The organism is Mesorhizobium cantuariense (assembly GCF_042647205.1).
Lineage (GTDB): Bacteria > Pseudomonadota > Alphaproteobacteria > Rhizobiales > Rhizobiaceae > Mesorhizobium > Mesorhizobium cantuariense.
Genome location: NZ_JBHRVD010000001.1, coordinates 3,898,474 through 3,924,411, shown reverse-complemented (window position 1 = coordinate 3,924,411; position 25,938 = coordinate 3,898,474). Strand labels below are relative to the sequence as shown.

The 25,938-nt window shown below is 62.9% G+C and carries 24 protein-coding genes and 1 pseudogene; 12 read left to right on the top strand and 13 right to left on the bottom strand.

Annotated elements, in window-relative coordinates; translation table 11 throughout:
• Positions 1-6: 6 nt before the first annotated feature.
• Together ACFOJ9_RS19030 and ACFOJ9_RS19025 are read left to right on the top strand one after the other, a co-directional pair.
• A complete protein-coding gene (locus ACFOJ9_RS19030) occupies positions 7-744 on the top strand; it encodes a dienelactone hydrolase family protein (protein WP_378980421.1) in 738 nt (245 codons plus the stop codon).
• A 110-nt stretch (positions 745-854) separates the two neighbouring features.
• The gene (locus tag ACFOJ9_RS19025) at positions 855-2,033 is read left to right on the top strand and encodes a BaiN/RdsA family NAD(P)/FAD-dependent oxidoreductase (RefSeq protein WP_378980420.1); all 1,179 of its coding nucleotides are present in this window, start codon (positions 855-857) and stop codon (positions 2,031-2,033) included.
• Between the two features lie 134 nt (positions 2,034-2,167).
• On the opposite strand, the pseudogene ACFOJ9_RS19020 reads toward ACFOJ9_RS19025, so the two are convergent.
• From ACFOJ9_RS19020 to ACFOJ9_RS18995, 6 genes and pseudogenes are all read right to left on the bottom strand, one after another.
• Positions 2,168-2,574, bottom strand: a pseudogene (locus tag ACFOJ9_RS19020) (DUF1801 domain-containing protein).
• Positions 2,575-2,616: 42 nt separating this feature from the next.
• On the bottom strand, positions 2,617-3,009 hold the full coding sequence (locus ACFOJ9_RS19015) for a VOC family protein (protein ID WP_378980419.1): 393 nt from the start codon (positions 3,007-3,009) through the stop codon (positions 2,617-2,619).
• Positions 3,010-3,038: 29 nt separating this feature from the next.
• Positions 3,039-3,479 (bottom strand): DUF1801 domain-containing protein, encoded by a 441-nt coding sequence (locus ACFOJ9_RS19010; RefSeq protein WP_378980418.1) that lies wholly within the window; start codon positions 3,477-3,479, stop codon positions 3,039-3,041.
• A gap of 11 nt (positions 3,480-3,490) precedes the next feature.
• Positions 3,491-3,712, bottom strand: coding sequence for a hypothetical protein (locus ACFOJ9_RS19005; RefSeq protein ID WP_378980417.1), 222 nt, complete (start codon positions 3,710-3,712; stop codon positions 3,491-3,493).
• A gap of 74 nt (positions 3,713-3,786) precedes the next feature.
• The gene (locus ACFOJ9_RS19000; RefSeq protein ID WP_378980416.1) at positions 3,787-4,197 is read right to left on the bottom strand and encodes an SRPBCC family protein; all 411 of its coding nucleotides are present in this window, start codon (positions 4,195-4,197) and stop codon (positions 3,787-3,789) included.
• Positions 4,194-4,517 carry an ArsR/SmtB family transcription factor gene (locus tag ACFOJ9_RS18995; RefSeq protein ID WP_378980415.1) on the bottom strand — a complete coding sequence of 108 codons (324 nt, stop codon included), beginning with the start codon at positions 4,515-4,517 and terminating at the stop codon, positions 4,194-4,196. The genes ACFOJ9_RS19000 and ACFOJ9_RS18995 overlap by 4 nt, the downstream gene beginning before the upstream one ends.
• Before the next feature lie 157 nt (positions 4,518-4,674).
• On the opposite strand from ACFOJ9_RS18995, the gene ACFOJ9_RS18990 reads away from it, so the two are divergent.
• From ACFOJ9_RS18990 to ACFOJ9_RS18980, 3 genes are all read left to right on the top strand, one after another.
• Positions 4,675-5,235, top strand: coding sequence for an RNA polymerase sigma factor (locus tag ACFOJ9_RS18990; protein ID WP_378980414.1), 561 nt, complete (start codon positions 4,675-4,677; stop codon positions 5,233-5,235).
• A 2-nt stretch (positions 5,236-5,237) separates the two neighbouring features.
• Positions 5,238-7,382: a vWA domain-containing protein gene (locus ACFOJ9_RS18985; protein WP_378980413.1), complete on the top strand. Its 2,145-nt coding sequence runs from the start codon at positions 5,238-5,240 to the stop codon at positions 7,380-7,382.
• Between the two features lie 211 nt (positions 7,383-7,593).
• On the top strand, positions 7,594-7,863 hold the full coding sequence (locus ACFOJ9_RS18980; RefSeq protein ID WP_378980412.1) for a hypothetical protein: 270 nt from the start codon (positions 7,594-7,596) through the stop codon (positions 7,861-7,863).
• Positions 7,864-7,880: 17 nt separating this feature from the next.
• On the opposite strand, the gene bmt is transcribed toward ACFOJ9_RS18980, so the two are convergent.
• The 3 genes from bmt to ACFOJ9_RS18965 all read right to left on the bottom strand — a co-directional run bounded on the left by bmt (position 7,881) and on the right by ACFOJ9_RS18965 (position 10,539).
• On the bottom strand, positions 7,881-8,903 hold the full coding sequence (bmt, locus tag ACFOJ9_RS18975; RefSeq protein ID WP_378987884.1) for a betaine--homocysteine S-methyltransferase: 1,023 nt from the start codon (positions 8,901-8,903) through the stop codon (positions 7,881-7,883).
• Positions 8,904-9,006: 103 nt separating this feature from the next.
• On the bottom strand, positions 9,007-9,609 hold the full coding sequence (locus ACFOJ9_RS18970; protein WP_378980411.1) for a DUF1989 domain-containing protein: 603 nt from the start codon (positions 9,607-9,609) through the stop codon (positions 9,007-9,009).
• A 72-nt stretch (positions 9,610-9,681) separates the two neighbouring features.
• Positions 9,682-10,539: a helix-turn-helix domain-containing protein gene (locus tag ACFOJ9_RS18965; RefSeq protein ID WP_378980410.1), complete on the bottom strand. Its 858-nt coding sequence runs from the start codon at positions 10,537-10,539 to the stop codon at positions 9,682-9,684.
• 228 nt (positions 10,540-10,767) lie between these two features.
• Here ACFOJ9_RS18965 and ACFOJ9_RS18960 point away from each other — a divergent pair, with 228 nt between their 5' ends.
• The gene (locus ACFOJ9_RS18960) at positions 10,768-11,778 is read left to right on the top strand and encodes a fatty acid desaturase (protein WP_378980409.1); all 1,011 of its coding nucleotides are present in this window, start codon (positions 10,768-10,770) and stop codon (positions 11,776-11,778) included.
• Between the two features lie 84 nt (positions 11,779-11,862).
• Positions 11,863-12,690: a phosphate/phosphite/phosphonate ABC transporter substrate-binding protein gene (locus tag ACFOJ9_RS18955; RefSeq protein ID WP_378980408.1), complete on the top strand. Its 828-nt coding sequence runs from the start codon at positions 11,863-11,865 to the stop codon at positions 12,688-12,690.
• Here ACFOJ9_RS18955 and ACFOJ9_RS18950 read toward each other — a convergent pair.
• The 4 genes from ACFOJ9_RS18950 to ACFOJ9_RS18935 all read right to left on the bottom strand — a co-directional run bounded on the left by ACFOJ9_RS18950 (position 12,655) and on the right by ACFOJ9_RS18935 (position 18,811).
• A complete protein-coding gene (locus ACFOJ9_RS18950; protein ID WP_378980407.1) occupies positions 12,655-14,007 on the bottom strand; it encodes a M24 family metallopeptidase in 1,353 nt (450 codons plus the stop codon). The genes ACFOJ9_RS18955 and ACFOJ9_RS18950 overlap by 36 nt on opposite strands.
• 9 nt (positions 14,008-14,016) lie before the next feature.
• Complete coding sequence (locus tag ACFOJ9_RS18945; RefSeq protein WP_378980406.1) at positions 14,017-16,587, bottom strand: GcvT family protein; 2,571 nt, start codon at positions 16,585-16,587, stop codon at positions 14,017-14,019.
• The gene (locus ACFOJ9_RS18940; protein WP_378987881.1) at positions 16,587-17,069 is read right to left on the bottom strand and encodes an endonuclease domain-containing protein; all 483 of its coding nucleotides are present in this window, start codon (positions 17,067-17,069) and stop codon (positions 16,587-16,589) included. Before ACFOJ9_RS18940 ends, ACFOJ9_RS18945 begins: the two co-directional genes overlap by 1 nt.
• Positions 17,070-17,233: 164 nt before the next feature.
• Positions 17,234-18,811 (bottom strand): trimethylamine methyltransferase family protein, encoded by a 1,578-nt coding sequence (locus tag ACFOJ9_RS18935; RefSeq protein WP_378980405.1) that lies wholly within the window; start codon positions 18,809-18,811, stop codon positions 17,234-17,236.
• Positions 18,812-19,073: 262 nt separating this feature from the next.
• On the opposite strand from ACFOJ9_RS18935, the gene ACFOJ9_RS18930 reads away from it, so the two are divergent.
• From ACFOJ9_RS18930 to ACFOJ9_RS18910, 5 genes are all read left to right on the top strand, one after another.
• Complete coding sequence (locus ACFOJ9_RS18930; protein ID WP_378980404.1) at positions 19,074-20,981, top strand: phospholipase D-like domain-containing protein; 1,908 nt, start codon at positions 19,074-19,076, stop codon at positions 20,979-20,981.
• Positions 20,982-21,079: 98 nt separating this feature from the next.
• Positions 21,080-22,282, top strand: coding sequence for an MFS transporter (locus tag ACFOJ9_RS18925; RefSeq protein WP_378980403.1), 1,203 nt, complete (start codon positions 21,080-21,082; stop codon positions 22,280-22,282).
• Positions 22,283-22,394: 112 nt separating this feature from the next.
• Positions 22,395-23,567, top strand: a complete 1,173-nt coding sequence (locus ACFOJ9_RS18920; protein ID WP_378980402.1) for an MFS transporter — start codon at positions 22,395-22,397, stop codon at positions 23,565-23,567.
• Between the two features lie 70 nt (positions 23,568-23,637).
• Complete coding sequence (locus ACFOJ9_RS18915) at positions 23,638-25,707, top strand: prolyl oligopeptidase family serine peptidase (RefSeq protein ID WP_378980401.1); 2,070 nt, start codon at positions 23,638-23,640, stop codon at positions 25,705-25,707.
• A 69-nt stretch (positions 25,708-25,776) separates the two neighbouring features.
• Positions 25,777-25,917 (top strand): capsid protein, encoded by a 141-nt coding sequence (locus ACFOJ9_RS18910; RefSeq protein WP_378980400.1) that lies wholly within the window; start codon positions 25,777-25,779, stop codon positions 25,915-25,917.
• The last annotated feature ends 21 nt before the right edge of the window (positions 25,918-25,938 follow it).

The window sequence follows — 25,938 nt, the reverse complement described above, 5'->3', positions numbered from 1 at the left end:
CGGGCGATGACGAAGCAGGACCTTCAGATCAGGACCAGGGATGGCGTTGCCGGAGCAGGGCTGTTCCGCTCTGCAAACGCATCTTCGACCAAGGCCGGCGTCATTCTCTATCAGGACGCCTTTGGTCCGCGGCCGGCGCTCGACAGCATGGCCGAGCGGCTGGCGAATGAAGGTTATGCGGTGCTGGTGCCGGACCTGTTCTACCGCAACGCGCCTTACGGGCCATTCGACGCCAAGACCGCCTTCGTCGAGGAAAAGAGCAAGGCGGCGCTGATGGCGCTGGTCAGCGGCACGACGCAGGATATGACCATCAGCGACAGCGGTGCGCTCATCGATGCGCTCGCTTCCGAGGGCGTCACAGGGCCGGTCGGCACCGTCGGTTACTGCATGGGTGGCGGCCGGGCACTGAACGCCGCTGCAACCTATCCCGACAGGATAAGGGCGGCCGCGAGCTTCCATGGCGGCAATCTGGCGAGCGACGCAGCCGACAGCCCGCATCGCAAGGCAGCCTCCATCAAGGCGCGTGTCTATGTCGGCACTTCCGGTATCGACAGGAGTTTCCCACCGGAACAGTCGGCGCGGCTGGCCGAGGCGCTCAGGGTGGCGGAAGTCGACCATGTCATCGAGAACTATGCCGGCATGGCACATGGCTGGTGCGTACCCGATCATAGCGTTTTCAATGCCGCAGGTGCGGAACGCCACTGGAAGCGATTGACGACGCTGTTCGCCGAAACACTGATCTGAGCCCTTCGTTCAGCTGTTCTTGCCTGTTGGCTGCCCGTCCCGTTCGCGGTATCAGGCACCACGAATGGCGCGGCCCCAGATGAGCGGATCGAGCGGGAACGAATAACCTGATGCAATCCTATGATGTCGTGATCATCGGCGCGGGTGCCGCTGGAATGATGTGCGCCGTGGAGGCGGCCAAGCGCGGCCGTTCGGTGCTGATCCTCGATCATGCGGCAATGCCTGGCGAAAAGATCCGCATCTCCGGCGGCGGCCGGTGCAATTTCACCAATATCCATGCCAGCCCGAAGAATTTTCTCTCGGGCAATCCGCATTTCTGCATTTCGGCGCTCAGCCGCTATACGCAGCGCAATTTCGTTGCGCTCGTCGAACGCCACCGCATCGCCTATCACGAAAAAACGCTGGGGCAGTTGTTCTGCGACGGCTCGGCACGCCAGATCATCGACATGCTGGTCTCGGAAATGCAGGGCAGGGGCGTGGAGCTGGCACTGTCGACCAGCGTTGAGGATGTCCGCAAAACCGAGGAGGGGTTTGAGCTCACCCTCTCCACCGGCACGGTCACTTGCCAGTCCGTTGTTGTGGCCTGCGGCGGCAAGTCGATCCCCAAGATGGGGGCGACCGGCTTCGGCTACGAGCTTGCCGAACGGTTCGGCCTTGCTGTTGTCGAAACGCGGCCGGCGCTGGTGCCGCTGACCTTCGACGCAAACACGCTCGAGCGGCTAGCGCCGCTGGCCGGCAACGCCGTCGACGCGGAAGTCGCCTGCGGCAAGACGCGGTTCTCCGAAGCGATGCTGTTCACGCATCGCGGCATCAGCGGACCGTCCATCCTGCAGATCTCTTCCTATTGGCGCGAGGGCGATGAAATCCGCATCGCCATGCTGCCGGGAGTTGACGTGGCGGACCTCATTCGGGTGGCCAAGCGAAGCAATGGACGGCAAGCGGTGCAGACGGTGCTGGCAAACCATCTGCCGAAGCGGCTGGCGCAGTCTATCACTGAACGAACCGGGATCGACGGCAACCTCGCCGATCTTTTCGACGCCCAGATCAAAACCGTCGCCGCCGCGGTCAATGACTGGCGCATCAAGCCTGCCGGCTCGGAGGGCTACCGCACCGCCGAGGTGACGCTGGGCGGGATCGACACCAACGGACTGGACCAGAAGACAATGCAGGCGAAATCCGTTTCGGGCCTGTTCTTCATCGGCGAAGCCGTCGATGTCACGGGCTGGCTGGGTGGCTACAATTTCCAGTGGGCATGGTCGTCGGGCTGGGTGGCGGGGCAGGCGGCTTAGCAGGCTGTGGAAAAAGGGACGGAGATACCCGTTTTGAATCTGGTTTGTGCTCGGTCTGATTCTGATACGTTCCGTGAACAAAACAGTTTTTCAACAGCCTGTTAGGGCCAAACGCACCGAAAATAGCGATGATGCTACTTCTGCACCTTCGCCCGAACTGCAGGCGCTTTCTTCTTCTTTTTGGCCTGATTGTAATCGATCGCTGCGCGGACGAGGTCTTTCAAAGCACGCTCATCGAGCCTATCGCCCTCAAGGATATCGATTGCCCGCCACACCTTGCCGCGCCAAAACCGTTGTTGAACAGCTTGTCGGGGTCCGGCAGGCTCGCGCCGTGGGAAAAGGTGAGCTTCACCTTGTCTTTGTGCGCGTTGCCGACCACGATGTTTCCGTCGAGGCACCATACCGGGCTGCCCATCCACTTCCATTCCTCGGTGATGTCCGGGTCGGCTGCAAGAATGGTTTTGCGGATGCTGGCGAGCGTCTCGGCGCGCCAGTCCGTGAGGCCGGCGATCAGTTGGTCGATCTGTTCGGACGGGTTCATTGGGTGCCTTTCTGTGCCTCGACGTGTTTCAACCGCCGCCCGCTACCAACGCGCCAGCTGGGTGATCTGAACGAGGTTGCCGCAGCTGTCGTTCAGCTGTGCGATGGTCGAACCGGTCACCTCGGTCGGCGGCTTGATAAACGCGCCACCCTTCGCCTTGATGCGCTCATAGTCGCCCTTGACGTCGTCGGTGAGGAGCATGACTGCGGGCTGGCCCTGCTTGAAGATGGCTTCCTGATAGGCCTTGGCGGCCGGGTTGTCGTTGAGCGCGAGCTGCAGCTCGGTTCCATCAGGCTCTTCGGCCGATGCCACGGTCAGCCAGCGATAGGGTCCATTGCTGAAATCGGCCTTCTTGGTGAAGCCCAGCACGTCGGTGTAGAAGCGCAGTGCGTTTTCCTGGTTGTCCACGTACACGCTGGTCAGCTTGATCTTCATCGCTCTTTCTCCTCTGTCGTATTCGGTCGTTACGGGATCCAGCCGGGCAGGGCCGCGGCCTGCTTCACCCAGTCCGCCATCCGCGCCTCGTCGAACTGGTCTTCGCGGATGTCGATCCAGCGCACATCCTTGCTCTTTGCCGTGCCGCCGGGTGGGATCGGCTGCAACGACATGCCGCTGAAGAAGGTCACCTTCACGTAGTGGGTGAAGGCATGAAACGACACGAACCAACCCTGGCCCTCGATGCCATAGAATGGCGAGTTCCATCGCACGGCCTTGCGGACGTCAGGCACGTTGCGCACAATGAGCGCGTCGAGGCGCTCGCCGAGACCGCGCTTCCAGCCCGGCATTGCCGCGATGTAGGCCTGCACCGGGGCGTCGCCGTCGCCCTTGGCGATTTGCGGATTGCCGCCCGAGAGCAGCACTGGCGCAGCCTTGGCCTTGGTCGATTGTCCAAGCGTCTTGGCCATTCTACCCACTCCTATCCGCTCGCACGCTGCGCGCCGCGTCCCTTGGTGGCATAGGGCAGCACGAACATGTACAGGCCGCTGAACAGCAGCAGGAAGAGCGGCAAGAGCGGTGAATAGACCACCCAGGCGGGAGGCTGCCCAAATGCCATGGTGACGAAGTTGGCGATGACGGTCAGCGTAAAGATGATCGACAGCCAACGATGAATTTGCCGGATCCACTTGTTCCAGTCCAATGGCACCTCCCGTTAAAGCGAGCCGAAGCGGACCCATCGATCCGCTTGCCGGCGGTTTCAATTTGCCGGCGGTTTCAATCCAGCCGCGCCAGGACGTCTTCCAGGGCAGTAAGGAACCTTTGCCAGCCGACCGTGGCGCCGCGGAAATATGGCTGCTGATCCGGCCGGAAGCCCGTCTGCTGCATGCGCAGATGGGTTCCCGTGTTCGTAGCGGTGAGCGTCCAGGTGACCACGCTCTCGAGGTCCTTGGTGTCCCAGGTGTAGGACAGCGTCTTGTTGGGCTCGACTGTCTGGACCTGGCAGTCGACGCCGCCCCAGTCCGCGCTGAGATTGAAACGGTGGTCCACGACTGGCTTGAAGTTGTTCTTCATCAGCCACTCCTCGATCAGATGCGGTTGGGTGAGGGCGCGCCAGATCTTCTCCGGCGGATAGGGGATCTCACGTTCGACGACGACGGAGCGCGTTTCGGTCGTAATGTTGGTCATTGGTCCATTCTTTTGAGCAGATTTTCGAGGTCGTCGAACCGGCTTTGCCAGAACGCGTTCATCTGGTTCGTCCAGTCGGTCAGTGGGGAAAGTGCTGCGAGCTGGGCGCTATAATGGGTCTGCCGTCCCTCATGGCGGTCGCGCACCAGCCCGGCCTGCCTGAGAAGGCCGAGATGCTTCGACACCGCCGGCTGCGAGACACCTGACTGAGCCGTCAGGGCGCCGACAGTCTGCTCGCCCTCGCGGCACAGGCGCTCGAAGATCGCCCGACGCGTTGGGTCGGAGAGCGTTCTGAACAGGACATCGTGAGCGCTGGTCATTTGGGATCGATAACCCGGTGGCTATTGATTGACGTATAACCGTCGAGATATGTGTGTGTCAAGCGGGAGCGCGGGTAGGTCACGATCCGACCGTTTTCAAAAAAATCTTCCCATTGCCCCAAGGATTAGCCATTAGCCTTCGTCCAACAGGCAAATGATGGCGATGATGCTGGATGAAAGCGAAGCCTCCGACGCCGAACTGATCGGGCGGGCGAAGGGCGGAGACAGGGGGGCCTTCAGCACATTGCTGGAAAGGCACTACGACTTCGTCTATCGCGCCGCCTATCGCTGGTGCGGCAGGAAGGCCGATGCCGAAGACATCGCCCAGGAAGTCTGTGTCCGGCTGGGCAAGGCGATCCGCGACTATCGCGGCGGCGGCGCTTTCACGACATGGCTCTATTCCGTGACGATGAACGCCACGCGCGACATGATGCGCAAGACCGCGCGCGAAACGGTCAAGACCGAGGCCTATGGCGTTCATGCACTGATCTCGGGCGAGGCATCGGTCGAACCGGAAGACCCGGCCGATGGGCTGTGGGCGGCGGTGCGGCAACTGCCGGACAAGCAGCGCGACGCGGTGCTTTTGGTCTATGGCGAAGGGTTGAGCCACGCGGCCGCCGCCGAGGCGATGGCGATCTCGGAGACGACGGTTTCCTGGCACATCCATGAAGCGAAGAAACGGCTGAAGACGCTGATGCGCTCGGCCGGGGAAGTGTGACCATGGTCGACGACAACGAACTCAACAGACTGCGCGATATAGCGGCGCCGGCGCCCGCCCAGGACGCCAAGGCGCGTGCTTTTGAGGCCGCCCTGCGCGCATACGATCAGGAAAATATTTCTGCTGTCACCCAAGGATCGGTTGGCGGGCTTCGTCTCACAGAGCGAGCACAAAAGCTCTGGAGCGAGATCATGCAAAAGAAACTCATTGCCACGCCGGCCCTTGCCGGGCTCGTCGCCCTGCCGATCGCCGGATACGCCACCTTCCATCTGCTGAGGGAACAGCCGCCTAGATTCGGCGGCGACGAGAAGATCAGCGAGACGCTGGCCGACAAGCCGGCGACCGTGAAGCCGACGACCGCCGAGCCGAAGCCGGCTCGCAGCGAGTTGGAGAAGGACAAGAAGGCCGACGCGGATGTGGAAAGCCGCGATGCGACCGATGCGCTTGTCGCGCCGGCCTCGCAGCCGAAATCCGAATCGACTGTTGCCGGCGGCGCGACGCAGCAGGAATCGGCGACTTCAAGCCGCACTCCACAGCAGAATGCGCTGGGGCGCGGTATGCCGGCCGAGCCTGCACCACCGGCGCCGACAGGTGAATTCGCACTGGATGGCACCGTGAGCGCGCCCAGCACCTCTCGGGACGCCCGCATGCCGGCCGAGTCGAAGCTGATGGCGCCGCCGTCGACCTTGCCGGCCGACCAAATGCAGCCGCAACCGGAAAACCGCGACCGCGTCGAGGATTTCAAGACCAATCCGGTGCATGCGGCACTCGAGGATCCGGTCTCGACCTTCTCGATCGACGTCGACACGGCCTCCTATTCCTTCGTGCGCGGCTCGCTGAAGCAGGGCACCCTGCCGCAGGCCGATACGGTGCGCGTCGAGGAGATGATCAACTACTTCCCCTATGACTGGAAGGGTCCGGAGTCGGCTTCGACGCCGTTCAACTCGACCGTCAGCGTGATGCCGACGCCGTGGAACACGCAGACCAGGCTGATGCACGTCGCCATCAAGGGATTTGACGTCAAGCCGACCGAGCAGCCGAAGGCCAATCTGGTCTTCCTGATCGATGTCTCGGGCTCGATGGACGAGCCCGACAAGCTGCCGCTGCTCAAATCGGCTTTCCGGCTGCTTGTCAGCAAGCTGAAGGCGGACGACACCATCTCGATCGTCACCTATGCCGGTGACGCCGGCACAGTCCTGGAGCCGACCAAGGCTGCCGAGAAGGACAAGATCCTCAGTGCCATCGACAATTTGACGCCCGGTGGCAGCACGGCCGGCGAGGCGGGCATCAAGGAAGCCTACAGGTTGGCGCAAAAATCCTTCGTCAAGGACGGCGTCAACCGGGTGATGCTCGCCACTGACGGCGACTTCAATGTCGGCCAGAGCGACGACGACGATCTGAAGCGGCTGATCGAAAAGGAGCGTAAGACCGGTGTGTTCCTGTCGGTGTTCGGTTTCGGCCGCGGCAATTTGAACGACCAGATGATGCAGACCATTGCCCAGAACGGCAACGGCACCGCCGCCTATATCGACACGCTGGCCGAGGCTGAAAAGGTGCTGGTCGAGGATGCCTCGTCGACGTTGTTCACCATCGCCAAGGACGTCAAGATCCAGGTCGAGTTCAACCCGAACAAGGTCTCGGAATACCGGCTGATCGGCTACGAGACCCGGGCGCTCAACCGCGAGGATTTCAACAATGACCGTGTCGATGCCGGCGACATCGGTTCGGGCCATTCCGTCACCGCGATCTACGAGATCACGCCCAAGGGCAGCGGTGGTGAGCAGATCGATCCGCTGCGGTATGGCCAGGCGTCGGTGGACAATGGCGGCGTCGCCAATGCGGACGAATATGCCTTCGTCAAGATCCGCTACAAGCTGCCCAATGAAGACGTCTCGAAGCTGATCACCACGCCGGTGACCTCGGCCAACGAGATTTCGTCCTTCGACCAGGCCAGCACCGACCAGCGCTTCTCCGTCGCGGTTGCGGCCTTTGGCCAGAAGCTACGCGACGAGGATGCGACCGCGAAGTTCGGTTACGACAAGATCATGGAGATTGCCACTGCCGCTCGAGGAGCCGACCCGTTTGGGTACAGGTCTGAGTTCCTCTCGCTTGTGCGCCTTGCCTCGGCGCTGGGCGGTAACCGGTAGTGGTGATGACGGCGGTTTCTTTCAGATGGGATCGTTCTGATACGGGAAACCGACCAACGGGCGGGTGAGGCAGGCCGGCGAGGGGTTCATTCCCTTGCCGGCCTTTTTTTGAGGAATTTCCCGGTCGTTAAATTGCGCCGCATTTCCGGTACCGGATCGCAACTCCCTCTTGTTACACCGGACAGGTCTACGGGGCTTGAGGGAACCGGAATTGCAGATCAGGACTATCGCCAACTCGACACCCCCGGCGCGAGACGCCTCGGCGGTTTCATCGGCCCCATCATCAGAATCCAGGCGTATCAGTGACGATGTCGCGCAGGCGCGCCACACCGCCATGTCGGCGCTGACCAACGACCGCTTTCGCGTCATGCTGGAACAGATCACCGACCCCAGCGCTTCCGGCGCGCTGATAACGATGCGCGGCGACAATGTGGTCGATTTCAAGTCGGCGCAGTCAAGCTACGCCGACAACAGCGAATAAATCGAAAACCGATAAGGTCAGGCCCGGCTGCGGCGGCGCTCGCGGCGGGCTTCACTGGTCTCGGCGGTGTTTTCCGTCGCGACCTTGTTGCGCATCGGACCAATGCGCTCGACGATCGCGGCAACCGTCGGACGATCCGCCTTGGTGTGCGCATCGAGCGCCTTGCGCATGGCGGCAAGGTGCTGGAACGAGGTGCCGCAGCAGCCGCCGATAATTTTGGCGCCACCATCGACAGCGAGGCGCACATAATCGGCCATCAGTTCGGGCGTGCCGGAATAATGGATTTCGGTGCCGCGGAATTCGGGAATGCCGCAATTGCCCTTGACGATCACCGTCGCTTCCGGCTTCGCCTCGGTCATATCGAGCAGCGAGGCCAGGATGTCGGACGCGCCGACGCCGCAATTGGCGCCGACGCCAAGCGGCGCCTGCGACAGCCCGTCGGTGACGCCGTGGATATCCTTCGGCAGCAGGCCCATCATTGTGCGGCCGGCAGTGTCGAAGGAACCGGTGTAGGTGTAGGGCAGGCCGACGCGGATGGCAGCCTCGGCGGCTGCCCGGATCTCGTCTGGAGCCGACATCGTCTCGATCCAGGCGACTTCGGCGCCGCCTTCCTTGAGGCCCTCGATCTGCTCGGCGAAGGCGTCGACCGCCTCGTCATAGGTCATGGCGCCGAGCGGCACCAGCAATTCGCCGGTCGGGCCGACCGAGCCGGCGACGATCACCTTGCGGCCGGCCTTGCCGGCAACGGCGCGCGCGAGTTCGGCGGCGCGCTTGTTCAGCGCATGCACGCGATCCTGCGCATGGTGAAGCTTCAAGCGGTGACGGGTGCCGCCGAACGAGTTGGTGAGGATGATGTCGGCGCCGGCATCGACGAAATTCTGGTGCAGGCTGGTGATGGTGTCGGGCGCCGTCTCGTTCAGCAGCTCGGGTGCCTCGCCGGCCTCCAGACCCATGGCGAACAAATTGGTGCCGGTGGCGCCATCGGCCAGCAGCACGCCCTTTTCGGCCAGCAGCGCATCGATCGGGTTGGTGGTCGTCATCGGATTGGCTTTCATGTTTCGAATTCGAATAAGGATATAAAGAAGTCTTTATGTGTAGTCAATGATTTTGCGGCGATGCCGGCGCCAGATCGGAGGCCGTTCCTCACGATGTCGAGGTGATCTCGACATGGATTTCGGTGCAGATCCCGCCATTGGTTGGATAATAGTCGACCGAGCAAGCGGTGACGACCAGCAGGAGGTCCTGCTCGGCCCGCAACGTCACATAGCCGCCTGGCGGGTTGATCGACGCGGAGACCACCAGCCGGCCGTCCGGCTCCGGCAACGAATTCTGGAAGAGATCCACCGGATCGGGGGTGAAAGGCAGCGATATGCCCTCCTTGGCAAGCGCCTGCATCAGATTGTCCCGGCAATTCGGATGATTGGGAAACCCGGCGCGCTCGTAAAGCGCGCTATCGCAAGCGGGGTAGAGCATATCGTGCGGACCGGGCGATGCGTTCTCGACCAGCGTCAGCATCGGCTTGGCGGCGGCACTGAAGAAGCTGTCGCCGAGGCCGGGAAAAAGCCGCTCGGTGATGTCACGCGTCTGCGAGGTGCTTAGCCAGTCGAGCGTCGGCTCGGTGGTGAACGCCCAGAGATCGGAAACCTGCTGTCCCTTCGGGTCGATGATCAGGATGAGGTCGCCGCGCGAGACGCGGATGGAGCGGCCCGACTGGGGAGGAACGACGATACGGCGCGAGTCTGGCATGAGTTGTCCTTCAAGAAATGCGAGTGGCGTGGCCGGGACCAGGCTCTGCCAGGGGACCATGATTGTCAGAACTCAGACAGTGCCTGTTGGGAACGACATGCCGGCCAGTCTGTGCGCGAAGCCGGCCGCCTCATGTGCATTGATGGCGGCGGCGCGGATCAGATTGTCGAAATGCTGGATCAGCGTCTGGATCGGCTGGGTGGCGTTGAGCACCAGATACATGTCACCGACATAGATGGCGGCGCGATAGGGGCCGAAGATGGTGTAGGGAATCGAATAGCGCATCCGCCCGTCATAGAGAAACAGCCGGAAGGTCGGGTAGAGGTCGTCGAGCAGCGTCGCCATGTGCAGCAGCTGGGCGCGGCGGTCGGCTTCGGGGAAACGATCCCAGACACCCAGCCCGCGTGCAAAGATCTCCAGCGTGTGGCGCGGCATGCAGACTTCCATGTCGGTTTCCGGCCGCCTGTTGTAGTCGATGCGGTATTGCGTTTCGCCGGCCTGGGCGAGGCGGCTCTTGTTGGTGATGCCCGCTTCGTAGTCGACCAATGCTTCGGTGCGCAGAAGGTCGGGAATGCCGGCCGGTACGTAGCGGATCTTGGTGCCGGCCGCCTCGGCATGCCATTTGGCCAGCAGCGTGCGATCGAAACCGTCCGGTGCCTCCTCGATTTCCAGGCTCTCGCGGATTTCACCGGTGAGGCCCTCGTCCTGGCTGAGGCCGAGTAGCCAGTCGAGCGACACCTTGAACTCGGCGGCGATGTTGAGCAGCGTTTCGGCGCGGGGCAGGCGGGTCGAGGCGCCCGATAGCAGCTGCGACAGCGCCGAGCGGTCGATGCCGACCGCGGTCGCGAAGGCCGACTGGTTGAGGTCGGAGCGTGTCAAGAGCATTTTCAGGCGTTCGCGGAAGATCGTCGACAGGTCGCGCTTATCCATTCCGTCCTCCAGGCCGATTGAGGAAAAATTTGCGCCGAAGCCTCTCTGGGGCTTCGGCAGGCGCAAATGAATCCCTAAGTCTGTTTACAATGTATAACATGTGCGGTCAAAAATGCGCAATCGCAACAGTTTGTGCACTTTGTCTCGTTGAGTGGAATCATTTCTCCTGACACAATGTTGTCAGGAGCCAATTGGGGCTCCGGCGACTGAGGGGCAGTGGTCGATAGCATGACGAGCAAGAGCATCAGGCGACACAACGTACCGGCCATCGAGTGGCCGACCGTGGTTCTCGCTTTCTTCTGCTACGCAACTTGGCTCGCCACCGGTTTCCTGCTCTGGCCATCTTACCCCATATTGGCGCTCGCCATCCTGGCTTTGACCGCCGCACTGCAATCCTCGATCATGCACGAAGTGCTGCACGGTCATCCGACGCGCAACGCGCGGGTCAACGAAGCCTTTGTGTTCCTGCCGATCGGTCTGGTCTGGCCATTCCGCCGCTTCAAGACCATCCATCTGCGCCACCATGCCGACGAGCGGCTGACCGACCCGCTGGACGATCCGGAAAGCTATTATCAGGCGCTCTGGCAGCATGACGAGCTGCCGCCGACGATGAAATTCGTGCTCAAGATCAACAACACCATGGCCGGCCGTTTCGTGCTCGGCCCCTGGCTGTCCTGCATCGGTTTCTTCATCGACGACGCCAGGCAGATGATTGCCGGCGACAAGGCGATCCGCAAAGCGTGGCTCCTGCATGCGATCGGCCTTGCCATCGTTGTGCCGATCGTCCAGTTCGGCTTCGGCATACCGCTGTGGCTTTACATCCTGGTGCCGGTCTGGCTCGGCCAGTCGCTGATCTCGATCCGCACCTTCGCCGAGCATCAATGGTCCGAACATCCGGAAGGCCGGACGGTGATCGTCGAGCGCTCGCCGCTGTCGTTGCTGTTCCTCAACAATAATCTGCACTTCGTCCACCACAAGAGCCCGACCGTGGCCTGGTATCGGTTGCCGAACCTGTTTCGCGACCGCCGTGAGGAATGGCTGCGGATGAACAATGGCTATGCCTATCCGAACTATTTCGCGCTGATCAAAGCCTATGCATTCAAGGCGAAGGAGCCGATCGTGCATCCGGTGCTGCGGCGTGCGCCGGAGCCGGGCAGGGCGTTCAAGCCACGCATCAGGGCACGCAGCATCAGTGGGCTTGGCAGTGCGCCGGTCCCCGCCGAGCCGCCCAAGGAATGAGTTTTTTGCGGCAGCCATGTGCTGCCTGCTAGACTGGCTGCGGTCGGTTCCCTTCAATCCCGGGCATGGTGGTCAGACTTTGACATGAGCGAATTGATTGCGGCGTTGCCGATGTATGACTGGCCCGAAATGCGCGACGAGGTCGACGCGCAATGGGTGCGGTTGCGCGATGCTTTCCGGCAAAAGGGCATCGACGCGCCGCAAGCCATCGCGCGCCGCAATGGTGACCTGCCGCCGGTGCCTGGCGGCATTTATGACGCCCAGAGTGCATTGATCGCGCCGGACTCGGAGACATTGCCGCCGGACGAACTCGATTTTCACAGACTGTGGCTGCACCCGGCGCTGCTTTTCTCGCAGACCTGCTGGGGACCAATGGAACTCGGCCTGTCCAGCCATGTGCAGGTTATCGGCCAACCCAGCTACGACGCCTACGAAGGCGGGCAGGGTGAGCTCTACTCCAGCGCCATCGTCATGCTGGCGGATGGCACGCCGTCGGTTGCCTCGCCAAATGACGGCAGCCCGCTGATCCCACTCGATCGCATCCGCGGCAAGCGCTTCACGTTCAACAATCTCGATTCCATGTCCGGCCTGATCGGCCTGACGCGCGACCTGCAGGCGATGGGCGAGAGCCTTGACCTCTTTTCCTCGCGCAGCGAAAGCGGCGGGCACCGCGCTTCGATCGTCGCCATTGCCGAAGGCAGGGCCGATGTTGCGGCGATCGACTGCGAGAGCTGGGCGCTGGCGCAACGCTTCGAGCCTGCGGCGAAAGAGGTGGCGGTCGTCGGCTGGACAGGCCGGCGCAAAGGCCTGCCGTTCATCACCGCCGCAACGACGCCGGAAAAGACAGTGGCGGCGCTGCGCGAGGCCATTGCCGGACTAGCCGAGCAGCCTCTTATCCAACGGGTAGGTTGACAGCTGCTCGTTGCCGGTTTCGGTGATCAGGATCTGCTCCTCGATCTTGACGCCCTCGCGCCCGCCAAGCCGGCCGATATAGCTTTCCACGCACAGCACCATGCCAGGTTCCAGCACACCGTCCGGCGTGTCGGCGGTCCAGTCCACGGCATGCGGCAAGGTCGGGTATTCGTCGGCCAGCCCGACGCCGTGGTAGAGCACGCCATAACGCGTCGGGAAGCAGTCGCCGGGCGGCACCGCTGAGCGTTCGACAAGGTGGCGGAAGGAGATGCCAGGCTGCATCAGAGCCGTGTTGTGTTCGATCTGATCTGCGGCGATGCGGAACAGGTCGCGCTGTTCGCTCGTCGGCTTTCCATCGCCGCACAGCCATGTGCGTGACAGGTCGGCGCAGAAGCCGTAGGGGCCGATCAGGTCGGTGTCGAAGGCAACGAGGTCGCCAGCCTCGATCTTGCGAGACGAGCACTCCTGGAACCATGGATTGGTGCGCGGGCCCGACGTTAGCAGCCGGGTCTCGATCCATTCGCCGCCACGCGCAATGTTGCCGCGATGAAGTTCCGCCCACAATTCGTTCTCGGAGATGCCCGGCTTCAGTGCCTGCTCCATCTCAGCCATCGCCGCCTCGCAGGCGACGATGGCTCGGCGCATGGCGAGGATTTCGTCGGATGATTTGATCAGCCGCGCGTTCTCCATCACCGCTTCGCCATTGCCGATGGAAATACCGAGGCGAGCCAGTTCCTCGACGCCTTCCGGATTGATGTGATCGACCACGATGCGGTTGCCGCCGCCATGTTCCCTGAGCAGATCGGCGATCCCAGCGGCCCAGCGGCGGACTTTTTGCTCCGTCAGCTCGCCGCTATAGAGATACATCCACGATACCGCAGGCCGCACTTCGTCGACGACGCCGGAATGGTCGGATAGGTGCTCGCAAGAAAAATAGTCGAACAGCACCACCGGCCCGTCGGTGGCAACAAAACAATGCCGCGTCGGGTTGTGCGCCACCCACAGCTGCATGTTGGTGGAATCGGTGGCGTAGCGGATGTTGACGGGGTCGTAGAGCAGGGCGCCCGCATAGCCGCGGCGCTTCAACTCGGCGCGGATGCGATCGAGCCGGTATCGGCGCATCAAGGCCAAGTCGGGCGCGGCAATGCCTGCCGCGGCCCATTCAGCCTCAGCTTGGGCGCCATAGCCCAGCACATGCTGGTTGAGCGAAGCCGCCTTCTGGCGGGAGGCGTCGCGCAGGGCCTCGATCGAGCCTGGCTCGAACGGCATGATCTTGCGATGGCGGCCAAAGCTGCCCTTTGGCCCTGCACTGTCCATGATTGAACCTCAGGTCCGCATCTTTTCGCCGCTCGGGTCGAAAGGTGCCTCGACATTGATGCGCGCCGGACGCCGATGGCCGAGGATCTCGATCTCGAACAGTCCCGCGCTTTCGTCCTCGGCGAGTGCTGCCGGTACATAGCCCTGTGCCATCGACTTCTGCACATAATGGGCATAGCCGCCCGACGTCACCCAGCCAACCACGCGCCAGTCGCCGTCGACGATGCCGCGCACGGCGGACGCGCCTTCGGCAGCCTTGGAGCCGCGTATTTCCTTGCCGCCCTTGTCGAAGCGCGGTGCGCCATAGCCATGCGGCTTTTCCACCGTGCCGTAGTCCTTGCTGACCTTGGCCCAGATCGGTTCGTCGCCCATCACATCGGCGTCGGCGGCATCGACGATGAAGGAGACGCGGCGCAGTTTCGGACCCCCGGCCTGTTCCTTGGCGGCAGCCTCGCGGCCGATGAAGTCGTTCTTCTCGAGCTTGATGAAGCGGTCCATCGCCCCTTCAAACGGCCCGTAGATCGGCCGCAATTCGCGGAACCAGGTCGGGAAGTTCTTTTCCAAGCGCATCGACAGCAGAGCGCGCATGCCGAAATCGATGAGACCGAACTCCTCGCCGGCGTCCTTGATCGCCTGATAGACGAGGCGCTGGTAGGTCGGCGCCATCCAGATCTCGTAGCCGAGGTCGCCGGTGTAGGTGATGCGGTTGACCAGGCACGGCGCGCCGCCGACCGCCATCTCGCGGAAATCCATGAAACGGAAGGCTTTGGTCGAGATGTCGACGTCGACCAGCTTCTGCAGCAAGTCGCGCGATTTCGGCCCGGCTATCGAGAGACCGACCAGGCTCTGGTCGAAGCGGTGGATGCGCACGGACCCGTCCTTCGGCAGGTGCTTCTCGAACCAGCGCATGTGATATTTCTGCGCGGCGGACGAGCCCCAGATCATGAAGCGGTCTTCGGCCGCCTTGGCGATGGTGAAGTCGCCGATCAGCTTGCCGAATTCGTTGAGCATCGGCGTCAGCACGATGCGGCCCGTCTTCGGCATGCGGTTGGTCATCAGCCGGTTAAGGAAATCCTCGGCCGCAGGTCCCGACACTTCGTATTTGGCGAAGTTGGCGATCTCGGTGACGCCGACACGCTCACGCGTGGCGCGCACTTCCTCGCCGATCGGCTCGAAATCGTTGGAGCGGTGGAAGGAGACGATATCCCTGGGCTCCTTGCCCTTCGGCGCGAACCAGAGCGGGGTTTCGAGGCCCCACGAGTCGCCCATGACGGCGTTGTTGGCCAGCATGGTGTCATAGAGCGGCGTCGTCTGCGCCGGGCGTGCCGCCGGCAGTTCCTCGTTGGGGAAGCGGATGGAGAAGCGGCGCGAATAGTTTTCGCGGACCTTGGCGTTGGTGTAGCGCAGGCCGGCCCATTCGCCGAAACGGGTGACATCCATGCCCCAGACGTCGAAGCCGGGATCGCCATGGACCATCCAGTTCGACAGTGCCAAGCCGACGCCGCCGCCCTGGCTGAAGCCGGCCATCACGGCGCAGGCGCACCAGAAATTGGTCAGACCCTGCACCGGGCCGACGAGCGGATTGCCGTCGAGCGCGAAGGTGAAGGGGCCGTTGATGATCTGTTTGATGCCGGCCTTCTCGATGCCGGGGAAATGCTTGAAGCCGATTTCCAGCGACGGAGCGATGCGGTCGAGGTCCGGCGGCAGCAATTCGTGGCCGAAATCCCACGGTGTGTTGACCGGCGACCATGGCTTGCAGGCCTTTTCATAGGTGCCGAGCAGGATGCCGTTGCGCTCCTGGCGGGTGTAAATTTCGCCTTTGAAGTCGAGCACGCCGATCATCTCGCGGCCGGTCGACTTGTTGAATTCCTCGACCTCCGGCATCGGCTCGGTGAGCAGATACATGTGCTCCATGGCCAGCACCGGCAGTTCGACACCGACCATGCGGCCGATCTCGCGCGCCCACAGGCCACCGCAGTTGACGACATGCTCGGCCTTCACCGTGCCCTGTTCGGTGACGACGTTCCAGGTGCCGTCGACCTCCTGCGTCAGTTCGACGACGCGGTTGCGCAGCACGATCTCGGCGCCGAGTTTTTTGGCCGCCTTGGAATAGGCGATGGTGGTGCCGGACGGATCAAGATGGCCTTCGACCGGATCCCACATGGCGCCAACGAAATTGGTCTCGTCCATCAGCGGGAACATCGCCTTGGCTTCGGACGGCGTGATCAGTTCGGTATCCATGCCGAGATAGCGGCCCTTGGCATGCGCTAGGCGCAGGAAATCCATGCGCTCGGGCGTATCGGCCATCATCACGCCGCCGGTCAGGTGCAGCGAGCAGGACTGGCCTGATATTTCCTCGATCTCCTTGTAGAGCTGCACCGTATAGGCCTGCAGCTTGGCGACGTTGGGATCGCCGTTCAGCGTGTGGAAGCCGCCAGCCGCGTGCCAGGACGAGCCGGAGGTGAGCTCCGAGCGCTCGATCAGCATGATGTCGGTCCAGCCGGCCTTGGCCAGGTGATAGAGAACCGAGCAGCCGACGACGCCGCCGCCGATGACAACCGCTTTTACATGAGATTTCATCAAGATAGGTCCGTTTTTGAAGGGATTGAATCGAGTGAGCGGGGTGTGAAAACAAAGCGGAGGTCGGATGCAGCGATGTTCTCGCCCAGCCTGCCATCAAGCGCGGCAAGAATGGTTTCACAGACGGAAGTACGGTCTTTCAGGACGTCATGGCTCCAAAGACGCAGGATCGAATAGCCTTGGGCACGCATGAAATCGTCGCGGCGGCGGTCATAGGAACTGCCGGCATGTTGGTGTCCGTCGACTTCCACGACAAGCCATTTTTCGCGGCAAGCGAAGTCTGCAAAAAAGGGGCCGATGGAGAACTGACGCGTGAACTTGTAGCCGCCAAGTTTGCGGGCTTTTAACTCAAGCCAAAGCAGCGCTTCGGCCTGGTTGTCACCTTGCCTGAGTTTTCTGGCTCGCTGGGTGGCGCCCGTTTTGCGGCGGCTGCGTGTTGCGGGGCGGGCTTCCCCCACTCCGTCGCCGCTTCGCGGCGCCACCTCTCCCCCCTCCGGAGGGAGAGGAAGGGTGCCAGCCTGCATAAGCTCGCGCCTTTCCTCTCCCCCGTCGATCGGGGGAGAGGTGTCGAGCGCAGCTCGACGGAGTGGGGGTCGACCGTTCATCAAATCCATACGAATGATCAGTTCATCAACAACATTGACGATCAAAAATCGGTCGGCGCGCCGCCCTCGGACCGCCGCTTGGCGACGAAGGCGTTGAGTTCCTCGCAGATGGCCGGGTCCATATAGGGCTCTTCGTAGGACGCGAGCCGTTCCTTCCAGACTTTATTGGCCTTTTCGAGCGCTGTCGGTGAGCCGGCTTCCGCCCAGGTCTCGTAATTGCGCCAGTCGGACAGGATCGGCGAGTAGAAGGCGGTCTTGTAGCGGTCCTGGGTGTGCTGGGTGCCGAAGAAATGGCCGCCGGGACCGACCGACTGGATGGCGTCGAAGCCGAGCGCCTCGTCGGAAAGGTCGAGGGGGGTCAGGAATTCGGCGACCATCTGCAGCAGATCGATGTCCAGAATGGTCTTCTCGTAGGAGCAGCGCAGGCCGCCCTCGAGCCAGCCGGCGGCATGCATCATCAGATTGCCGCCGCCCTGGATGGCTCCCCACAGCGAGAACACGCTTTCATAAGCCGCTTGCGCGTCGACCGTGTTGGCGGCGCAGGTGTTGGAGGTGCGGTAGGGGATGTTGTAGCGGCGGGCAAGCTGGCCACCGACGAGCTGCGCCTTCATGTATTCCGGCGTGCCGAAGGCCGGTGAACCGGACTTCATGTCGACATTGGAGGTGAAGCCGCCATAGCCGACGGGAGCGCCCTTGCGCACCATCTGGGCGAAGGCGATGCCGGACAGCGCCTCGGCGTTCTGCTGCACCAGCGCGCCGGCAATGGTGACCGGCGCCATGGCGCCCGACAGGGTGAACGGCGTGACGACGACGACCTGGCCCTTGCTCGACATCTGGATGATGCCTTCCATCATCGGCACATCGAGCTTGAGCGGCGAATTGGTGTTGATGATGGTGAAGACGGACGGCTCTTCGAGCATCTGCTCGTGGCTGATGCCGCGCGCGATCCTGGCGATCTCGATGCCGTCGACATTGCGCTCCTTGCCGAGCGAATAGATGTGGAACACCTTGTCGGTGAGCACGCTGAGATCGCGGATGCACTCGAGGTGGCGGACGGACGGATGGATATCGGTCGGCTCGACCGGGTAGCCGCCCGTGCAGTTCAGGATGTTGTGCATCTGCGCGAGCTTGAGGAAGTTGCGATAGTCCTGCTGGTTGCCGGGCCGGCGGCCGCGATCGATGTCGGAGCAATTGGGCGCCGACGCCATCATAGAGATGATCACATTGTTGCCGCCAAAGCGCACATTGTGCGCGGGGTTGCGGGCATGGATGGTGAACTCCGACGGGCAGTGTGACACCAGTTCGAGGATCATGTCGCTGTCGAAGCGCACCCGCTCGCTGCCCTCGCGCACGTCGGCGCCATGCGCCTTCATAATGCTCCGGGCTTCGTCATGCAGCACATCGACGCCGATTTCCCGCAGCACGCGCAAGGAGGCGAGGTGGATTGATTCCAGTTCGTCGTCCGAAACCAGCCTGGTTGGCGTCAGCGGGTTCTTCAGCTGGCGGAAAGCCGGTTGCTCGAACGCGGCCGAGCCGCCGGCGCGCTTTCCGGCGCGGCCGCCGCGACGGGCGCGGTCGGTGGCCAATGCCGGTTCCAAGGGTTGTAGGGCGGCGGTCATGATGGTCCTCGTACGATGCGATAGCGGGCGGCATAATGGACCGGCGGCTGTCCGACCATTGCGGAGGCGGCGACCACTAGGGCGAGGGAAGCGACATGCCGGAACGGCAGGCGCGCGGCCGCGACATCGCCTTGACCGCGCTGATGCGCCTGGAAGTGCCCGAGAGCAGCCGTCCGGCTGGATGCGCTGATATGGAGTGCGTTACACTTCCGTCTTTTACTTCTGATATACTTGTGCGCTTAACGTCTTTGGAGGGACAGTCATGCCTGACGTTGTCAAAGTGCGCGCCGCGACGAACAACGAGGTCGCGTTCCTTTCCTGGGATATAGACGGCATGATTCCGGGCTGCCTCGGTTTCGAGATCGTGCGCAACTACCCCGACACCGGCGAGGAGCGTTGTCTGGCGTCCTGGGTGCCCTTCAAGGGGCAGCGCAATCCGAGATGGATTCCCCAGGACACCGGCGTCTGGCCGGTGCAGAAGACATTCTGGCGCGACCTCACCGTACGGCGCCGCCGTGATAGCATCGACGTCAGGCCAGACGGCGAGATGATAGCCTACCGGGTGCGTCCGGTCGGGGACATGAAGCCTAGCCTCGATCCCGTGCCGGTGCGCCCCGATCAGGTCGTCGATGGCAAACCCGCCTATACCGGGCCGGCGCGGCCGCTGGGCTATCTCGGCCACGGCGCGGTCAGTCCGGCGATCTTCCTCGGACAGATGTTCGGCAAGGCGCGTGTCGCCTTCACCAACGGCGTGCTGTCGACGCAATGGATGTCGCATGCGCTGCAGGAGGCCGGCATCAAGGTCGGGCAGCGCGACAAGATCAGGGCGGTGCTGCAGGATCCAACGAGCAAGATACGCGCCTATCTACAAGGTGACGTGCCTGACGTGCTGACCAGCCTCATGAAACGGGCGAAGGCCGACGGCGGCACCGTCAGGCTTGCGCTCTATGAGCTTGGCGACGACGCGTTGTGTGACGCCATCATCGCCGCCAAGGATGTCGTCGAGGTCATCCTTTCCAATTCGGGCAGGGACGACCAAACCAAGGCCTGGGACGCCGGTAACGCGCCATACAGGAAGCGCCTGCACGACGCGGGCGTCGTGGTGACGGACCGCCTGTTCAACAACAACCATATCGGCCACAACAAGTTTGCCGTCTACCGCGATGCCCACGGCAAGGCGCAAGCGGTGATGACCGGCAGCACCAACTGGACGTCGACGGGTATCTGCGGGCAGTCCAACAACGCCTTCATCCGCGATGACCCGGATATGGCCGAGATCTTCGACGCCTATTGGCAGCGCATGAAGGCCGATGTGTTCCCGCCGCCGGCCTCGGAAAGCGCTGCCGGTCATGTCGCGCAGACGCAAGGCGTGCCATTCCGCCGGGAAAACCACAGGCCAAACCCGCTGAATGGCGCCACGGCGGCGCTGGATGGCATGACGGTATGGTTTTCGCCAAACGATCCCGACCGCAACAAGAAAGACATTTCCGTGCGGCCGGTCGACCTCGAGGACGTCTTTGCCCGCATCAAGGCTGCGAAGCGCGCAGTGCTGTTCCTGGTGTTCAATCCTTCGCGGCTCGGCGACAACTCGGTTGTCGACCAGGCGGTTGCGGCAGCCAAGGCCGATCCGAAGCTGATCGTGCAGGGTGCGATCAGCGATCAAACCGCCATGCCCAACTATGTCGCGCCGACCAAGGATCCGGTCACCCACAAGTCGAACAAGGACGGCAAGTCGCCATTCGTCTTTCCGGAGAAGGTCTGGGAGGCGCCGAACGTCTCGATTGTGCGGGCGGCAAACCTGACCGGCGCCACGATCGCCCGCGACTTTCAGGCGGAGGTGCTGACCGTCGGCCATGCGATCGTGCACGACAAGATCGTCATCATCGATCCGATGGAAGACAATGCCACCGTCATCACCGGCAGCCACAATCTCGGTTACAAGGCGTCCTACGAAAATGACGAGAACCTGGTGATGGTCGAGGGCGACAAGACCTTCGCCGCTGCCTACGCGGTGCACATGCTCGACGTGTTCGATCACTACAAATTCCGCGCCTGGCGCCGGACAATCGGCAAGGGGCCTTCCGACGATGACGGGATCGCCACCGACGACAAATGGCTGAAGCCTTACGCCGACGGCAAGAAGGGCGCTCTCGCCCGCTATTTTCCGTAGCGTCGGCCGAGCCGAACACTCGCCGCCATTCAATCCGGACCCGTTCGGCTTGCGCCAGCCGCACTGGCTCGTTGGCGCAAGCGGATTTCGCCGGCCGGATGGCCAGCACTTCACGTGGATGGCAGCATGGTCGCGACCGGCTCGAGCGAAGCGAAGCGGGAACGCAGTGGGCAGCGCTTGCCGGCGTCACCGCGGCACTTGCCATGTTCGGCGCGGCGCAAGGGTTGAGCTCGCCGCTGTTCACGCTCCTCATGCAGAAGCAAGGCATGTCGCCGGCACTGATCGGCCTGTCGGCGGCGATGATGCCGCTCGGCCTGATCCTGTCGGCTTCCTTCGTGCCGGCGGCGGTGCGGCTGGTCGGCGCCCGCAACCTGGCGGTCGGCTGTTCGCTGATCGGCGCGCTCTGCTTCCTGGGCATTGGCTATCTGCAGGACTGGGTGGCCTGGTTCGTCATCCGCTTCATCATCGGCGTGGTCATCAATCCGCTCTACATTCTCGGCGAGGTGTGGGCGCTGTCGCTGGCGCCGCCGTCGCGGCGTGGCCGGGTGATGGGCGTGTTCAACACGCTGATGGGCGCCGGTTACGCGGCCGGGCCATTCGCGCTGACCCTGCTCGGCACGTCGGGCTGGGCGCCCTTCCTTGTCGGTGTCGCCGGCTTCACGCTCTGCGCGGTGATCCTGCACGCCGTCTCGTCAAAGCTCACCGGTTTCGAGGATGACGGCCAGCCTGCCAGCGGCCTTGTCGGCTTTGCCAAAATGGCGCCGGCGCTGCTGCTTGCCGTGCTGGTCTCGGCCGCGGTCCAGCAGAGCACCTATGCGCTGGTCCCGGTCTTCGGCGCCAGTTACGGTCTGGCGGAAGCCGTGCTGGCCTCGCTGGTGATGGCGCTGTCGCTGGGCAATATCCTGCTGCAGATTCCACTCGGCCTTCTGGCGGAGCGTTTTGGCGGCCGTGCCATGATCATCGTTTGCGCGCTGGCGACGAGCGCCTGCGCGCTTTTGCTGCCGCTGCTGATCATGACGCCGTTGATCTGGGTCGTGCTGCTGGTGATGGGGGCGGTCGGCTACGGCGTTTACACGATGGCATTGGTCGAGCTCAGCAGCCGGTTCAAGGGCTCGGCGCTGGTCGCCGGCAACGCTGCCTTCGCGCTGATGTGGGGCGCCGGCGGCATCGTCGGCCCACCCGGCGCCGGCCTGCTCATGCAAGGCATCGGCCCACTCGGCTTGCCGGTCGTGATCGCCGGCCTCGATGCGGTGCTGGTGTTGTTCGCGCTGTATCGCTCGTCGGTGCGTCGCGCTTTCTGACAGGCCCAGCTTCCTGACAAGCATTGTCTGGAGCAAGCGGTTTTCGCCCGCGGGGGACTTACCACCATCCAACTCAATCGCTAATCCTGCAGCCCGATAAGTGGTGCGCACAATGACTCTGGCGAAATCGAACGACGACGAGACGATGCAATGGGCAGCGATCACCGGTGTGATCGCGACCGTCTCGGTGTTCGCCATCGCGCAGGGCCTGTCCTATCCGCTGTTGAGTTTTATTCTGCAGCGCCAGAGCGTTTCTCCTGCGATGATTGGCCTGTCGGCGGCGATGACGCCGGTCGGCTTCATCCTGTCGTCACCGCTGATCCCGGCGCTGGCGCGGCGGTTCGGGGCAGGGCGCACGGCGCTCATTTGTGCTTCCCTGTCGGCAATCGTGCTGGCGCTGATCGGCTGGACGCAGAATGTCTATCTGTGGTTTCCGCTGCGCTTCCTGATCGGCGTCGTCACCAATCCGCTCTATGTGCTGAGCGAGATCTGGGTGATTGCGCTGGCGCCGCCGGCGCGACGCGGTCGCGTCATGGGCGTCTATTCGACGATCATCTCGGCCGGTTTCGCGGCCGGGCCATTGTGCCTGCTTGCCGTCGGCACTGAAGGCTGGCCGCCATTCCTGGTCGGCATTTTCGCCTTCGTGCTGTGCGGCATCTGCCTGGCATCGGTGCTGCCTCGCTTGCCGAAGGTCGACGAGGCTGGCCATCGGGTTTCCGTCCTGGGCTTCGTGCCGCTGGCGTGGCTGCTTTTGTTTGCCGTCATCGTCGCCGCCGGTTTCGAACAGGGCGCGCTGGCTTTGCTGCCGGTCTATGGCACCCATCACGGCATCACCGAGACCCGCATGTCGGCGCTGCTGTCGGTGATGATCGCCGGCAACATCGCCATGCAGGTGCCGCTCGGCCTTTTGGCGGAAAGGCTTTCCGCGCGCCTGGTGCGGCTTGCCTGTGTTTCCTTGACGGTGCTTGGTTGTGTGCTGTTGCCGCTGCTCATCGAGACGCCGCTGATCTGGCCGATGATCTTCGTCTGGGGCGCCGTTTCCTACGGCATCTACACGATGTCGATCATCGAACTGGGCGAGCGCTTTACCGGTTCGACACTGGTTGCCGGCAACGCCGCCTTCTCCTTGATTTGGGGCGTCGGTGGCATCGCCGTGCCGCCGCTGGCGGGCGGCGCCATGGATATTCTGGGCGCCGGCGGGCTGCCTATCACGCTTGGCCTGATGTGCCTGGCGCTGACCATCGCGAGCCTCGTTGGTCGGCGGAAAGCCTCAATCGTCAGCTGAACATATTGAATATCGAACACCTTATATCGATGTTGGCAGTGCCAAAAGCGGCACGTTTATCGGAGACCTCATGACCAAGTCCGCCACCAAGACGCCAAATTCCGCTCCTTCGAGCGATCCCTTCCTCTGGCTTGAAGACAGGACAGCCGCGCAGTCGCTCGACTGGGTGCATCGCCAGAACGAGGTCACGGTTGGCGAGCTGCAGGGTGATCCGTCCTATCAGGCGTCGTTCCAGACCGCGCTCGACCTGATGACGGCCGAGGACAACATTGCCGTCGGCGCTGCACTCAAAGGCCATGTCTACAATTTCTGGCAGGACAAGACCAATGTGCTCGGACTCTGGCGCCGCACAACGGTCGCTTCCTACAAGACCGAGAAGCCCGACTGGGAAACGATCGTCGACTTCGACCGGCTTGCTGCGAAGGAGAGGATTAAATGGGTGTTCGGCGGCGCCAGCCGGCTCTATCCGAACTTCAACCTTTGCCTTGTCTCGATGTCGCCGGATGGCGGCGACGCCAGCGAGATGCGCGAATTCAACATCGAAACTAAATCGTTCGTAGAAGATGGGTTTCACGCGCGGGCTTCCAAGTCGGGTTTCGGCTGGCTGGACAAGGACACGGTCATCGTCTCGGCGGCCTTCGAGGAGGAGGACAAGACGCAGTCGGGTTATCCGCGCGTGGTCAAGCTCTGGAAACGCGGCACCAGGCTGGAAGACGCGACACCGATCTTCGAGGCGCAGAAAGAGGATCTCGCCGTCGGTGCCGCTGTCGAGTTCGATGGCGACCGCCGCTATCTGATCCTCGCCAGGACGCTTAATTTCTTCGCCTCGCACCTTTTCCTTCGGCTGCCTTCCGGCGAGAACAGACGTCTGCCTTTGCCGGACGACATGACCGACACCGCGATATTCAGGGATCAGCTCGTCTTCGGCGTGCGCAGCCCGTGGACCGCGCCCGATGGCACGGTGTGCAAGCCCGACGGCCTCTATTCGCTGGATCTGGCGCACTGGGTCGAGACCGGCGCGCTCGGACCTGTGGAGACCTTGTTGGAGTCGGCGTATCGCGTTTCCGTCGCCGGCATTGCCCGCACACAGGACCGGCTGTTCATCAACCTGATGGACAATGTGCGCGGCAAGGTCATCGTCTGCGATCGCAAGGATGGCGGCTGGTCGCTGAAACCGGTCGCGCTGCCCGAAAACGGCAATGTCGGCATCAGTCATGCCGAGCATTTCGGCTCGAGCGTGTCCTTCTCCTTCACCGACTTCCTGACGCCGAGCTCGATCATCTGGTCGGATGACAATGGCGAGACGCTGGCCACCGTGAAGTCGCAGCCGGCGCGTTTTGATGCCTCGCCGCTGATCTCGGAACAGTTCGAGGCACGCTCGAAGGACGGCACGATGATCCCCTATTTCGTCGTCAGGCGGCGCGACCAGAAAGGTCCGGTGCCAACGCTGCTCTATGGCTATGGCGGTTTCGAAGTGCCGCTGCTGCCGGGTTATGCCGGCGTGCGTGGCCGGCTGTGGCTAGAGAAGGGCAATGCCTATGTGCAGGCCTGCATCCGCGGCGGCGGCGAGTTCGGCCCGGCCTGGCATCAGGCGGCCCTGAAGGGCAATCGCCAGAACGGTTTCGACGATTTCGCGGCAGTCGCACAGGACGTCGTCAAACGCGGTATCGCCACGGCTGCTTCGCTCGGCATCCAGGGCGGTTCGAATGGCGGCCTGCTGACCGGCGTTTCCTTGACACAACGCCCCGAACTCTTCGGCGCCGCCATCATCGAGGTGCCGCTGCTCGACATGCTGCGCTACACCGAGTTGCCGCCCGGCGCCTCGTGGATGGCCGAATATGGCGACCCGTCGAAACCGGAAGACGCGGCGTGGCTTTCCGCGTACTCGCCCTATCAGCATGTCGACGCCGGTGCCGCCTATCCGCCGATTCTGCTGACCACCTCGACCGCGGACGACCGTGTCCATCCCGGCCATGCGCGCAAGATGGCCGCCCGCCTGCAGGAAGCCGGCCATGCCAGGACGCTGTTCTTCGAGGAGACCGAGGGCGGACATGGCGGCCGCGGCGACCGCCGGCCGCAGGCGGCGCAGACGGCGATGAAGTATGTCTTCCTGCAAAGGGCGCTGGGCGGGATCGCCTAACCGGCGATCGGGTGTTGCGGACGCAAAGGGTGGTTCACCTCGACCATCCTTTGCTTTAAGGTGCCGGCCATGGCTCTCGAAGGGACATTGGCTGGCGCATTTGGCGTTCGCGCATTGCGGGTCGCGGTGACACCGTCACCGCGCACGCTGCGTGCCGAGCTTTTGCGGCTGTGCGCCCGCATCGGCTATTCGCCACCCGCTTACCTCTGACGCATTCGCCCCCGGCTTGGG

What these genes read in the sequence shown, in the direction of transcription:
- ACFOJ9_RS19030 (WP_378980421.1), top strand. Translation starts at nt 7, where the DNA reads ATGACGAAGCAGGACCTTCAGATCAGGACCAGGGATGGCGTTGCCGGA.
- ACFOJ9_RS19025 (WP_378980420.1), top strand. Translation starts at nt 855, where the DNA reads ATGCAATCCTATGATGTCGTGATCATCGGCGCGGGTGCCGCTGGAATG.
- ACFOJ9_RS19015 (WP_378980419.1), bottom strand. Translation starts at nt 3,009, where the DNA reads ATGAAGATCAAGCTGACCAGCGTGTACGTGGACAACCAGGAAAACGCA.
- ACFOJ9_RS19010 (WP_378980418.1), bottom strand. Translation starts at nt 3,479, where the DNA reads ATGGCCAAGACGCTTGGACAATCGACCAAGGCCAAGGCTGCGCCAGTG.
- ACFOJ9_RS19000 (WP_378980416.1), bottom strand. Translation starts at nt 4,197, where the DNA reads ATGACCAACATTACGACCGAAACGCGCTCCGTCGTCGTCGAACGTGAG.
- ACFOJ9_RS18995 (WP_378980415.1), bottom strand. Translation starts at nt 4,517, where the DNA reads ATGACCAGCGCTCACGATGTCCTGTTCAGAACGCTCTCCGACCCAACG.
- ACFOJ9_RS18990 (WP_378980414.1), top strand. Translation starts at nt 4,675, where the DNA reads ATGGCGATGATGCTGGATGAAAGCGAAGCCTCCGACGCCGAACTGATC.
- ACFOJ9_RS18985 (WP_378980413.1), top strand. Translation starts at nt 5,238, where the DNA reads ATGGTCGACGACAACGAACTCAACAGACTGCGCGATATAGCGGCGCCG.
- bmt (WP_378987884.1), bottom strand. Translation starts at nt 8,903, where the DNA reads ATGACGACCACCAACCCGATCGATGCGCTGCTGGCCGAAAAGGGCGTG.
- ACFOJ9_RS18970 (WP_378980411.1), bottom strand. Translation starts at nt 9,609, where the DNA reads ATGCCAGACTCGCGCCGTATCGTCGTTCCTCCCCAGTCGGGCCGCTCC.
- ACFOJ9_RS18965 (WP_378980410.1), bottom strand. Translation starts at nt 10,539, where the DNA reads ATGGATAAGCGCGACCTGTCGACGATCTTCCGCGAACGCCTGAAAATG.
- ACFOJ9_RS18960 (WP_378980409.1), top strand. Translation starts at nt 10,768, where the DNA reads ATGACGAGCAAGAGCATCAGGCGACACAACGTACCGGCCATCGAGTGG.
- ACFOJ9_RS18955 (WP_378980408.1), top strand. Translation starts at nt 11,863, where the DNA reads ATGAGCGAATTGATTGCGGCGTTGCCGATGTATGACTGGCCCGAAATG.
- ACFOJ9_RS18950 (WP_378980407.1), bottom strand. Translation starts at nt 14,007, where the DNA reads ATGGACAGTGCAGGGCCAAAGGGCAGCTTTGGCCGCCATCGCAAGATC.
- ACFOJ9_RS18945 (WP_378980406.1), bottom strand. Translation starts at nt 16,587, where the DNA reads ATGAAATCTCATGTAAAAGCGGTTGTCATCGGCGGCGGCGTCGTCGGC.
- ACFOJ9_RS18935 (WP_378980405.1), bottom strand. Translation starts at nt 18,811, where the DNA reads ATGACCGCCGCCCTACAACCCTTGGAACCGGCATTGGCCACCGACCGC.
- ACFOJ9_RS18930 (WP_378980404.1), top strand. Translation starts at nt 19,074, where the DNA reads ATGCCTGACGTTGTCAAAGTGCGCGCCGCGACGAACAACGAGGTCGCG.
- ACFOJ9_RS18925 (WP_378980403.1), top strand. Translation starts at nt 21,080, where the DNA reads ATGGCCAGCACTTCACGTGGATGGCAGCATGGTCGCGACCGGCTCGAG.
- ACFOJ9_RS18920 (WP_378980402.1), top strand. Translation starts at nt 22,395, where the DNA reads ATGACTCTGGCGAAATCGAACGACGACGAGACGATGCAATGGGCAGCG.
- ACFOJ9_RS18915 (WP_378980401.1), top strand. Translation starts at nt 23,638, where the DNA reads ATGACCAAGTCCGCCACCAAGACGCCAAATTCCGCTCCTTCGAGCGAT.
- ACFOJ9_RS18910 (WP_378980400.1), top strand. Translation starts at nt 25,777, where the DNA reads ATGGCTCTCGAAGGGACATTGGCTGGCGCATTTGGCGTTCGCGCATTG.